This window comes from Streptomyces sp. NPDC048290, from assembly GCF_040652095.1.
GTDB lineage: Bacteria > Actinomycetota > Actinomycetes > Streptomycetales > Streptomycetaceae > Streptomyces.
In genome coordinates, this window is sequence record NZ_JBEZLM010000010.1 from 190,546 (window position 1) to 201,595 (window position 11,050).

The 11,050-nt window shown below is 71.8% G+C and carries 10 protein-coding genes; all 10 read left to right on the forward strand.

Annotated features, from left to right (window positions below; all coding sequences use genetic code 11):
• Positions 1–55 precede the first annotated feature (55 nt).
• The 10 genes from AB0D49_RS19470 to AB0D49_RS19515 all read left to right on the forward strand — a co-directional run bounded on the left by AB0D49_RS19470 (position 56) and on the right by AB0D49_RS19515 (position 10,842).
• A complete protein-coding gene (locus AB0D49_RS19470) occupies positions 56–364 on the forward strand; it encodes a DUF2469 domain-containing protein (RefSeq protein ID WP_003965949.1) in 309 nt (102 codons plus the stop codon).
• A gap of 184 nt (positions 365–548) precedes the next feature.
• Complete coding sequence (locus AB0D49_RS19475) at positions 549–911, forward strand: YraN family protein (protein WP_362758686.1); 363 nt, start codon at positions 549–551, stop codon at positions 909–911.
• 1 nt (position 912) lies between these two features.
• The gene (locus AB0D49_RS19480; RefSeq protein WP_362758688.1) at positions 913–2,538 is read left to right on the forward strand and encodes a YifB family Mg chelatase-like AAA ATPase; all 1,626 of its coding nucleotides are present in this window, start codon (positions 913–915) and stop codon (positions 2,536–2,538) included.
• 206 nt (positions 2,539–2,744) lie between these two features.
• Positions 2,745–3,884: a DNA-processing protein DprA gene (dprA, locus tag AB0D49_RS19485; protein WP_362758690.1), complete on the forward strand. Its 1,140-nt coding sequence runs from the start codon at positions 2,745–2,747 to the stop codon at positions 3,882–3,884.
• A gap of 271 nt (positions 3,885–4,155) precedes the next feature.
• The gene (gene whiG / locus AB0D49_RS19490; protein WP_362758692.1) at positions 4,156–5,001 is read left to right on the forward strand and encodes an RNA polymerase sigma factor WhiG; all 846 of its coding nucleotides are present in this window, start codon (positions 4,156–4,158) and stop codon (positions 4,999–5,001) included.
• 295 nt (positions 5,002–5,296) lie between these two features.
• Complete coding sequence (locus tag AB0D49_RS19495; protein WP_362758904.1) at positions 5,297–5,863, forward strand: helix-turn-helix domain-containing protein; 567 nt, start codon at positions 5,297–5,299, stop codon at positions 5,861–5,863.
• A gap of 439 nt (positions 5,864–6,302) precedes the next feature.
• On the forward strand, positions 6,303–7,304 hold the full coding sequence (locus AB0D49_RS19500) for a LacI family DNA-binding transcriptional regulator (RefSeq protein WP_362758694.1): 1,002 nt from the start codon (positions 6,303–6,305) through the stop codon (positions 7,302–7,304).
• A 456-nt stretch (positions 7,305–7,760) separates the two neighbouring features.
• Complete coding sequence (locus AB0D49_RS19505; protein ID WP_362758696.1) at positions 7,761–9,050, forward strand: extracellular solute-binding protein; 1,290 nt, start codon at positions 7,761–7,763, stop codon at positions 9,048–9,050.
• Positions 9,047–10,024, forward strand: coding sequence for a sugar ABC transporter permease (locus tag AB0D49_RS19510; protein ID WP_362758698.1), 978 nt, complete (start codon positions 9,047–9,049; stop codon positions 10,022–10,024). The genes AB0D49_RS19505 and AB0D49_RS19510 overlap by 4 nt, the downstream gene beginning before the upstream one ends.
• Positions 10,021–10,842: a carbohydrate ABC transporter permease gene (locus AB0D49_RS19515; RefSeq protein ID WP_362758700.1), complete on the forward strand. Its 822-nt coding sequence runs from the start codon at positions 10,021–10,023 to the stop codon at positions 10,840–10,842. Before AB0D49_RS19510 ends, AB0D49_RS19515 begins: the two co-directional genes overlap by 4 nt.
• Positions 10,843–11,050 lie beyond the last annotated feature (208 nt).

The following is an 11,050-nucleotide window of genomic DNA, read 5'->3' on the forward strand; positions in this document are numbered from 1 at the left end:
GGCTCACGGGACTGGCGCACAATGGTGGGATCGCACGGCTGAAGGGGAACATGCCATGAGCGCCGAGGACCTCGAAAAGTACGAGACCGAGATGGAGCTGAAGCTCTACCGGGAGTACCGCGATGTCGTCGGACTGTTCAAATACGTGATCGAGACCGAGCGGCGCTTCTACCTCACCAATGACTACGAGATGCAGGTGCACTCGGTGCAGGGTGAGGTCTTCTTCGAGGTCTCGATGGCGGACGCGTGGGTGTGGGACATGTACCGGCCGGCCCGGTTCGTGAAGCAGGTCCGGGTGCTCACGTTCAAGGACGTGAACATTGAGGAGCTGAACAAGAGCGATCTGGAGCTGCCGGGCGGGTGAGGCGGGGTGCGCCCCCGGGGGTACCTCGGGTGGTGGTCGGGTGGTGGTGTGGACGAGGCGAGGGCCGAGGCCTGGGTCCGCGTCACTCGTGTGGGTGACGGAGATATCCACAACCCGTCGGTAACTCACCAAGATCCACTTCCGGGGTTGCAGTGCGTGATCGTTGGCGCCAGGAGGTGCCGACATGAACGCACGAGACGCACTCGGCAGGTACGGCGAGGAACTGGCCGCCCGGCGGCTGACCGAGGCCGGTATGACGGTCCTGGGGCGCAACTGGCGCTGTGGCAGGACCGGGGAGATCGACATCGTGGCGCGGGACGGGGACGTCCTGGTGATCTGCGAGGTCAAGACCCGCAGGGCGGGTCCCTTCGAGCATCCGATGGCGGCGGTCACCCCGGTCAAGGCGCGGCGGCTGCGGGGGCTCGCGGAGCGGTGGACCCAGGAACACGGGGGAGCGCCGCCCGGCGGGGTCCGTATCGACCTTGTCGGGGTGACCCTGCCGGAGCGGGGCGCGGCCCAGGTCGAGCACGCGCGGGGGGTGGCCTGAGATGGGGTTCGCGCGGACGTGCTCGGTCGCCCTGGTGGGCGTGGAGGGAGTCGTCGTCGAGGTCCAGGCGGACCTGGAACCCGGCGTCGCGGCCTTCACGCTGGTGGGTCTGCCCGACAAGAGCCTGACGGAGAGCCGCGACCGGGTACGCGCGGCGGTGGTGAACTCGGGCGGTGAATGGCCGCAGAAGAAGCTCACCGTGGGGCTGAGCCCGGCGTCGGTGCCCAAGGCCGGGTCCGGCTTCGACCTGGCCGTGGCCTGCGCGGTGCTCGGCGCCGCCGAGCGGATCGACCCCCGGGTGCTCGCCGACATCGTGATGATCGGCGAACTCGGCCTCGACGGACGGGTCCGGCCGGTGCGGGGCATCCTGCCCGCCGTGCTCGCCGCCGCCGACGCCGGATACGAACAGGTCGTGGTGCCCGAGTGCGCCGCCGCCGAGGCGTCCCTCGTGCCCGGGGTGTCCGTCCTCGGGGTGCGCAGCCTGCGGCAACTGATCGCGGTGCTCGCCGACGAGCCCGTACCCGACGAGGACCCCGACCCGCCGGGCCGCCCCGATCCGCTGCTCGCCGGGCTGCGGATGCCGGGCACCGGCGCGGCGACCGGGATGCACACGGTAGGCGCCGCCCAGCACGACATGGGGCACGACCTGTCCGACGTGGTGGGCCAGACCTCGGCGCGCACGGCGGTGGAGGTGGCCGCCGCCGGTGGCCACCACCTCTTCCTGGAGGGGCCGCCCGGAGCGGGCAAGACCATGCTCGCCGAACGGCTGCCCGCGATCCTGCCCCGCCTCGACCGGCAGGCGTCCCTGGAGGTCACGGCGGTGCACTCGGTGGCGGGACTGCTGCCCACCGGAAAGCCGCTGATCGACACCGCCCCGTACTGTGCCCCGCACCACTCGGCGACCATGCAGGCGCTCGTCGGCGGCGGCCAGGGGGGCGCCCGGCCCGGCGCGGTGTCCCTCTCCCACCGGGGCGTGCTCTTCCTGGACGAGGCTCCCGAGTTCAGCGGGCAGGCGTTGGACGCGCTGCGCCAGCCCCTGGAGGCCGGACATGTGGTGATCGCGCGCAGCGCCGGGGTGGTGCGCTTCCCGGCCCGGTTCCAGATGGTGCTGGCCGCCAACCCCTGTCCGTGCGGACGCTTCTCCGTGACCGGTGACCTGTGCGAATGCCCGCCTTCCGTGATCCGGCGCTACCAGTCCCGGCTCTCCGGGCCGCTGCTCGACCGGGTCGACCTGCGGGTCGAGGTCGACCGGGTCACCCGCGCGGAGCTGGTCGACCGGTACGCCCGGGGCGAGTCCACGGCGACCGTCGCCGACCGGGTCCGGGAGGCCCGGGAGCGGGCCACGGCCCGACTGGACGGCACTCCCTGGCGGACCAACAGCGAGGTGCCCGGCCGTGAGCTGCGCACCCGCTGGCACGCGGCGCCCGGCGCCATGGACGAGGCCGAGCGCAATCTGGAGCGCGGGGCGCTGACCGCGCGGGGGCTGGACCGGGTACTGCGGGTCGCGTGGACCGTCGCCGACCTGGTCGGCCACGACCGGCCCGGCGCGGTGGACGTCGCCCTCGCGCTCCAACTGCGGACGGGGGTCCCACGGGGGGTGCCCATGGCGATCGGGGCGCTGAGGTGAGGGGGGTGGCCGATGACGGGGGCGGCTGTGGTGGAGGTGAGGGTCCGGTGGGGAGCGAGGTTGTCGGGACCGGACGTGGTGGTGAGCGCCCGGAGGAGGCCGGGGGCGGTACCGGCTGTGGAAGTGAGCGCTCGGGCGAGCCCGGGGGTGGGCACCCTGGCGGCGGGGGCCGCTTCAGCGGTCGGGACTGTGGAGCCGACGGCCCGGTGGACGGTGAGGTGCTCGACCGGGTGTTTCTCACCCGGGTCGTGGAACCCGGGGACGAGTTGGCCGGGCGGTGGGTGCGGGAGTTCGGGGTATCCGAGGTGGTCCGGCGGGTGCGGGGCGGGCGGGCGCTGCCCGGGGTGAGCGCGCGGCGGTGGAGCGGGCTGCGGGCGCGGGCCGCGCGGGCCGAGCCGGAGCGGGATCTCGCGGAGGCGCGTGCGGCCGGGGTGCGGTTCGTGACTCCGGGCGGGAGTGAGTGGCCGGGGCAGCTGGACGACCTCGCGGACGCCCGGCCGCTGGGGCTGTGGGTCCGTGGGCGGCCGGATCTGCGGATGTGGGCGCTGAGGTCCGTCGCGGTGGTCGGGGCCCGCGCCTGCACCGAGTACGGGGCGCACATGGCCGTCACCCTGGCCGCCGGGCTCGCCGAGCGCGGCTGGGTGGTGGTGTCCGGCGGCGCCTACGGCGTCGACGGCTCCGCCCACCGGGGGGCGCTCGGCGCGGGCGGGGCCACCGTCGCCGTACTGGCCTGTGGGGTCGACCGGCCCTATCCGCGCGGGCACACCGAGTTGATCGCGCGGATCGCGGAACAGGGGCTGGTGGTGGGGGAGTTGCCGCCGGGGGACCATCCGACGCCGAGCCGGTTCGTCCTGCGCAACCGGGTGATCGCCGCGCTCACCCGGGGCACGGTGGTCGTGGAGGCGGCCTACCGGAGCGGGTCGCTGGTCACCGCGCGGGCCGCGGACCGGCTGGGGCGGTACACGATGGGGGTGCCCGGCCCGGCCACCAGCGCGCTGTCCGCCGGGGTACACGAGCTGCTGCGCGGCGGGGCGGAGCTGGTGACGGACGCCGCGGAGGTGATCGAACTGGTCGGCGACATGGGCGAGCTGGCGCCCGTCCGGCGCGGACCGGTGCTGCCGCGCGATCTGCTGGCCCCGGCCACCCGCCGGGTCCTGGCGGCGCTGCCCGGCCGCCGGGCCGCCGCGGCGGACGAGATCGCGCGCGGCGCGCAGACCACGCCGGACGACACGATCGCGAGACTGTACGAACTCACCGCGCTGGGCTTTGTCGAACGACACGGCGACGGCTGGAAGTTGACACGCCAGGCGGTGATGTCTGTCCGCACCGGTTCACAGCACGGATGACGGAGGGCGTTCGGCCGTCCGGGGGAAGGTGGAATTCCTTGGGAAATGGCGCAGTTGACCGGATTGCATGATCGCGGTGAGTGATCGTCATGAGCCGGTGGAGCGTCGAACGGAACGTATCTGCGCACCGCCCGGCCCGCACCCTTCGCGCACCGCGACACTCCAGTCACGCTACGCTCACAAGCATCCGGTATGTACCGGCCACCCGACCGACACCATCCACCAGGCACCTTCCGCACGAGCTTCACGGCAGAACGGCACAAGGCGACGAATGCCCCAGCACACCTCCGGGTCCGACCGGGCGGCGATCCCCCCAGCCGCCCGTGAGGGTGGCGGTACGCGACCGCCCGCGCCCTCGACGCTCGACGAACTGTGGCGCTCGTACAAGACCACCGGCGACGAACGGCTGCGGGAGCAGCTGATCCTGCACTACTCGCCGCTGGTGAAGTACGTGGCGGGACGGGTGAGCGTGGGGCTGCCGCCCAATGTGGAACAGGCGGACTTCGTGTCGTCCGGCGTGTTCGGGCTGATCGACGCGATCGAGAAGTTCGACATCGACCGGGAGATCAAGTTCGAGACGTACGCGATCACCCGGATTCGGGGCGCGATGATCGACGAGCTGCGGGCGCTGGACTGGATTCCGAGGTCCGTGCGGCAGAAGGCGCGCAATGTGGAGCGCGCGTACGCCACGCTGGAGGCGCGGCTGCGACGCACCCCCAGCGAGGCGGAGGTCGCGGCGGAGCTGGGTATCGGGGTCGATGAACTGCACGCGGTGTTCAGCCAGTTGTCGCTGGCCAACGTGGTGGCGCTGGAGGAACTGCTGCATGTCGGCGGCGAGGGCGGCGGCGACCGGCTGAGCCTGATGGACACCCTGGAGGACACCGCCGCGGACAACCCGGTGGAGGTCGCCGAGGACCGGGAGCTGCGCCGGTTCCTGGCGCGGGCGATCAACACGCTGCCCGAGCGGGAGAAGACCGTCGTGATGCTCTACTACTACGAGGGACTGACCCTCGCCGAGATCGGCAATGTGCTGGGCGTCACCGAGAGCCGGGTCAGCCAGATCCACACCAAGTCCGTGTTGCAGCTACGGGCGAAGCTGGCCGGATTCGGACGCTGAGCGCCGTTGGACGCGGGCCGGCGTGGGCCCAGGGGGTGTCTGATGGATCTCCGTGGGAGAAGGAGCGGCGTTCGGTGCGTGCTCTCGGTGTGCCGGGCGGAAGCCCTCGTAGCGGAGCTACTAGGGCTTTTGTCCGGTGCGGCGAGCGTGCGTGCCGGGCGTCGCGACGCCACGGAGATCCGTCAGACACCCCCTAGTGCGCCGGTTGGACACCCGTCGGGGTGGGGTGAGCCACTCCCGAACCGGGGGGTCCGTCCGTAAAGTGGATGACGTGCCAAGGATTCGAGCGGCCTCCGTGGCCGAGCACCGGTCGATGCAACGAGCCGCCCTGCTGGACGCGGCCCGCTCCCTGCTGTCCGAGGGCGGTACGGAAGCGCTGACCTTCCCTGCCCTCGCCGAGCGTACGGGTTTGGCGCGTTCGTCCGTGTATGAGTACTTCCGGTCGCGGGCGGCCGTGGTCGAGGAGCTGTGCGCGGTCGACTTCCCCGTCTGGGCGGCGGAGGTCGAGGCGACGATGGCGGCGGCGGAGGGTGCCGAGGCGAAGGTCGAGGCGTATGTCCGCAAGCAGCTGGAGCTGGTGGGCGACCGGCGGCACCGGGCGGTGGTCGCCATCTCGGCCAGCGAGCTGGACGCCGGGGCGCGGGAGAAGATCCGGGCGGCCCACGGCGGACTGATCGCGATGATCGTCGAGGCGCTGGCCGCCTTGGGGCACACCGAGCCCCGGCTCGCCGCGATGCTGCTCCAGGGCGTGGTGGACGCGGCCGTCCGCCGCATCGAACTGGGCGCGGCGGAGGAACCGGGCGTGATCACCGAGGCGGCGGTGGGGATGGTGCTGCGGGGCATCGGGCGCGCGGGGCACTGAGCGGCTCGGCCGGGTGCCCGCCGGGCGGGTGAGCGGCGCGGGGCGGACGGGTCGTCCGGGCGAGGGCGGTCGTAGGCTCCTGCCGGGGTGCCGGGGTGCCGGGGTGCCGGGGTGCCGGGGTGCCGGGGTGCCGGGGTGCCGGGGTGCCGGAGCGCCGGAGCGCGTGTGTGCCGGAGTGCGTGTGTGCTGGTGATGGGCGGTCGGATCACCCGGGGCGGGCATCCGTACAGCCCAATCCCCGGTACCCAATCCCCGGTACCCGGTCGGTGGTGTCCCGTCCCCGGTTCCCGATCGGTGGCGGTCGGGGCGCTCGTACCCGGACGGTGTTCGATGGTTGTCTGCGTGGCTCGGCGGATGCCCCGTCGCTGGGATCGGTGGCGGCACAGGCATACTCGATGCCCGGCGGGCGCATCGGCGTCGGCTGGTCCGGAGGTGAGTGATGGCACGGTCGGGGACGGAAGCCCGCAGGGTGACGATCGACGATGTCGCCCGGCGTGCCGGAGTGTCCCGGCAGACGGTGTCGCGCGCGTTGAACGACAAGGGCGAGATCGGGCTCTCGACCAAGCAGCGGGTGCTGGACGCGGCGCAGGAGCTGGGCTACCGGCCGAGCCGGTTCGCGCGCGGACTGGTGCGGCAGGACACCACCAGCATCGGGCTGGTCATCCCGGATCTGCGCAACCCGTTCTTCACCGAGGTCGCCGCCGCCGCGCTGGAGGCGGCGCGCACCCGGGGCTGGCATGTCGTGGTCTACGACACCGCCGACAGCCCTGACGAGGAGCGCGGGACGCTGGAGGTGATCGGGTCGCAGGTCGACGCGGTCGTGGGGTACTTCAGCAATCCGGAGGACGAGATCGACCGGCTGGTGCGCGGAGTGCCGGTGGTGCTGATCGGGCGGGAGCGGCCCGCCGCGCGGTTCAGCTCGATCGTGGTGGACGGCAGCGAGGGCGTCGAGCGGGCCATCGGACATCTGGTCGCCGCCGGACACCGGCGGATCGGCATGATCGACCACGCCGGACGCACCGAGCCGAGCATCCGGCACACCTGGTACCGGGCCGCGCTGGCCGCGCACGGGCTGGCCGCGGGACCGGTACGGCGGGCCGCGCAGAGCGTGGAGGGCGGGGAAGGGGCGCTGGCCGAGCTGCTCGCCGCGCATCCGGATGTCACCGCAGTGTTCACCTTCAACGACATCATCGCCATCGGCGCGCTCCGGGCGGGGCGGCGACTGGGGCGGCGGATTCCGCAGGACCTCGCGGTGGTCGGGTTCGACGGGCTCCAGTTCGGCGCGCTGGTCGAACCCGCGCTCACCAGCGTCGCCCTCGACGCCCACCGCCTCGGCACGCTCGCCGTCGAGCAGGCCGCGCGGCTGCTGACGGCGACCGGACCGGTCGGGCCCGAGTCGGAGGTCGTACGGGCGGAGTTGTGCGTGCGGGAGTCGGCGTAGGGCTGTCCCTCGGGCGGCAGTTCTATGCGAGACCGGTCGCGGCGGGCGGGCGTGCCCACCAATTCCGGGTGGTGCCCGTCACGCCGGGTGGTGCCCGTCACGCCGGGTGGTGCCCGTCACAGCGGACGGCAAGGGCCACACCGGACGCAGAGCCCTCAACGCCCCCGCGCTCCACACCCGTACCTCCCCCACCGCAGTCCGATCCGCACCCTCCCTACCCCTCCCCTCTCCCTCCCCCCGTGTCCCACATCACAGCCCCCCACCCCCTCCCGGCGTACCCTCCCCCCCCACAAACAGCCGCATTCCGGCGCAACAGCCCCCGGACGCGTCCTCGCCGCCCCCCGAATCATGAACGCCCGTCGTCCTCGCCCTTGACATGACGGCATGGCCGGAAACAGACTCCGGAGCAATTCGTGAGCGCTCACGGGAGCGCTCACGGCTTTCGGAAGGGTCCCGATGACGCTGACTCGACGAAGGCTGCTGGCCGGTGCGGGCGCCCTGGGCGCCGTCGCGCTCGGGGCCAGTGGCTGTGCCAGCCCGGCCACCGCCAAGCCGGGGAGCCTCACGCTCTGGTACACGTACAACGGTCTGTCCGACCAGGTGCTGACCGCCGCCGCGGAGCGCTTCGCGGCGGACAGGTTCGTTGTCTCGCAGGTGAGCGGCGATCTCACGCAGCGGCTGCTGGCCGCGCTCGCGGGCAACGCCTATGTGCCCGACATCACCATGATCGGCGACAACATCTCCCGCTACTTCGCCGACAGCGACCGCTTCGTCGATCTCGGCGGGCTCGGCGCGCGGGAGCTGGCGGACCGGTATCTGCCCTGGAAGTGGCAGGCGGGCGCCACCCCGGACGGGTTCCAGCTCGGCTTCCCCATCGACATCGGGCCCGCCGCGCTCTACTACCGCGAGGATGTCTTCGCGGCGGCCGGGCTGCCCAGCGCCCCGGACGACGTGGCCGCGGCGACGGGCACCTGGGAGGCGTACTTCACGCTCGCGGACGAGCTGAAACGGCGGCTGCCGGGGCGGTATGTGATCACCGACACCAAGATGGTGTTCACGTACGCGATGGCGCAGCAGTCGCGGAAGTACTTCGACCCGGAGAACCGGTATCTCGACGACCAGACGCATGTGCGGACGGCGTGGGACCGGGCCGTGGAGGCGTACCAGCGGCGGCTGACCGCCGGGTTCGCCGGGTCGCAGAGTGTCAGCGGGCAGTCGGTGGACCGGCACGCGGCCTGGGTCGGCGGGCAGGAGGCCGGGTTCGTCAACGCCTCCTGGATCACCGGTGAGCTGAAGCAGTCGGCGCCGGACACCGCCGGGAAGTGGCGGGTGTGCCCGCCGCCGGGCGGACCCGGCAACCAGGGCGGATCGTTCCTCGCGATCACCAGCGCCTGTCCCGATCCGCAGGCCGCGTTCGCCATCCTGAGCTGGCTCCAGAATCCGGCCAACCAGACCACCAACTACCTCGACATCGGGCTGTTCCCGTCCAGCCCCGAGGCGGTGCGGGACCCGCGGATCACCGCGGGCGACCCGTTCTTCGGCGGACAGTCGGCCGTACAGGTGTTCGCCGACATCGCCGACCAGGTGCGGTACGCGTACTTCAGCCCCTGGGACATCACCATCAGCGACACCTACACCGACGAGCTGACCAATGTGGAACTGGGCGGCAAGGACCCGGAGCGGGCCTGGAGCGACGCCCGGACCCGGATCGAACGGCTGCTGAGGCGGCAGGGGGTGCTGTCATGACAGCGTTGTCCGAGCCGGACGCGACCATCGTGGGCCGGGCTGCCTCCGCCGCCGACGCGGCAGCCGCCCGCCGCCGCCGGCGCTGGCGGTATCTGCCGCAGTACGTCGCCGTCTCCCCGTTCTTCCTGCTCTTCGCCGCCTTCGGGCTCTACCCGGTGCTCTACTCGCTGTTCCTCGCCTTCCAGCGCTGGGACGGGGTCGGGCCGATGGAGTACGTCGGGCTGGAGAACTTCCGTTTTCTGCTCACCGACGACCTGTTCTGGACGTCGATCGGCAACACCTTGATCATCTGGGTGATGTCCACGGTCCCGATGACCGTCCTCGCCCTGCTGATCGCGCTCGGGCTGAACTCGTCCATCCGCTTCAAGGGCGCCCTGCGGATCGCCTACTTCATGCCGAACGTCACCTCGATCGTGGCGATGTCCCTGGTCTTCGGGTCGGTCTTCAGCGGGCAGTTCGGCGTCCTGAACTGGTTCCTCGGGCTGTTCGGCGCCGGTGAGGTGCCCTGGCTGACCGACCCCTGGGCGATCCGCTGCGCCATCGCCCTGATGATCGTCTGGCGCTGGACCGGCTACAACGCGATCATCTTCCTCGCCGGGCTCCAGTCCCTGCCCGGCGATGTGTACGAGGCCGCGCGCATCGACGGCGCCGGACCGGTGCGGACCTTCTTCGCCATCACCCTGCCGCTGCTCCGGCCCGTCCTGCTGTTCTCGCTGGTCATGTCCGCCATCGGCGGGATGCAGACCTTCGCCGAGGCACAGGTGCTGCTCGGCGACCGGGGCGGCCCCGGCTCCGCCGGACTGACCATGGTCCTCTACTTCTACGGCACCGCCTTCGCGGACAGCGACTTCGGCTACGGCGCCGCCATCGCCTGGGGCATCTTCGTGGTCGTCGTCCTCTTCTCCATCCTCAACTGGCGACTGGTGGCCCGCCCCGAACGGGCCCGGACCACCCTCAAGGAGGGCGGCCGATGACCACCCGCGGACGAGTCCTGACCTATGCCGCGCTGCTCGTCGGCGCGCTGATCACCCTCTTCCCGTACTACTGGATGGCCGTGATGGCCTCCAACAGCACCGGGGACATCTACTCCTCGCCGCCCCGGCTGGTCTTCGGCGACCAGCTCTTCCACAACGTGGGCGAGGTGTTCTCGCGGATCGACTTCTTCGGGTCGCTGCTCAACACGCTGGTGGTGGCCATCGCGACCACCCTCGCCGTGCTGTTCTTCGACTCGCTCGCCGCGTTCACCTTCGCGAAGTACACCTTCCCCGGCAGCAAGGTGCTCTTCGGGCTGCTGCTCGCCACCTTCGTGGTGCCGACCCAGCTCGCCGCCATCCCGCAGTTCTCGCTGATGGCCGAGCTGGGCTGGGTGGGCAGCCTCAAGGCGCTCATCGTGCCCGCCGCGGCCAACGCCTTCGGCATCTTCTGGATGCGGCAGTACATCAGCGGCTCACTGCCCGACGAGATCCTGGAGGCCGCCCGGATCGACGGCTGCGGCTTCTTCCGCACCTACTGGTCCGTCGCCCTGCCGATGCTCCGCCCTGCCCTCGCCTTCCTCGGCATCTTCACCTTCGTGAACGCCTGGAACGACTTCCTGTGGCCGCTGGTCGTGCTCATCGACTCCCAGCACATCACGCTCCAGCTCGCGCTGGCGCAGCTCAACGGCCTGTACGTGACCGACTACAGCGTCGTCATGGCGGGCACCCTCGTGGCCGTCGTGCCGCTGCTGATCGTCTTCCTCTTCGGCGCCCGGCACTTCGTCCGGAACATCGCCGCGGGTGCCCTGAAGGGCTGAAGGGAATCCTGTGCCGCCCCTGTACTCCCCGTCGTCGTCCGGTGTCTCCGACGGTTCCAACGGTTACGACGGTTCCGATGCGCCCGGTGCGCCCGGTGCGCCCGGTGTCTCCGACGGTTCCGATACGCCCGATGTCCCCGATGTCCCCGGTGCCCCCGAAGGGCACCCCGCCCTCGCCTACCTCCACGACCCCGCCCCCGGGCGCGGC

What these genes read in the sequence shown, in the direction of transcription:
- AB0D49_RS19515 (WP_362758700.1), top strand. Translation starts at nt 10,021, where the DNA reads ATGACCACCCGCGGACGAGTCCTGACCTATGCCGCGCTGCTCGTCGGC.
- AB0D49_RS19470 (WP_003965949.1), top strand. Translation starts at nt 56, where the DNA reads ATGAGCGCCGAGGACCTCGAAAAGTACGAGACCGAGATGGAGCTGAAG.
- AB0D49_RS19505 (WP_362758696.1), top strand. Translation starts at nt 7,761, where the DNA reads ATGACGCTGACTCGACGAAGGCTGCTGGCCGGTGCGGGCGCCCTGGGC.
- whiG (WP_362758692.1), top strand. Translation starts at nt 4,156, where the DNA reads ATGCCCCAGCACACCTCCGGGTCCGACCGGGCGGCGATCCCCCCAGCC.
- AB0D49_RS19480 (WP_362758688.1), top strand. Translation starts at nt 913, where the DNA reads ATGGGGTTCGCGCGGACGTGCTCGGTCGCCCTGGTGGGCGTGGAGGGA.
- AB0D49_RS19475 (WP_362758686.1), top strand. Translation starts at nt 549, where the DNA reads ATGAACGCACGAGACGCACTCGGCAGGTACGGCGAGGAACTGGCCGCC.
- AB0D49_RS19500 (WP_362758694.1), top strand. Translation starts at nt 6,303, where the DNA reads ATGGCACGGTCGGGGACGGAAGCCCGCAGGGTGACGATCGACGATGTC.
- AB0D49_RS19510 (WP_362758698.1), top strand. Translation starts at nt 9,047, where the DNA reads ATGACAGCGTTGTCCGAGCCGGACGCGACCATCGTGGGCCGGGCTGCC.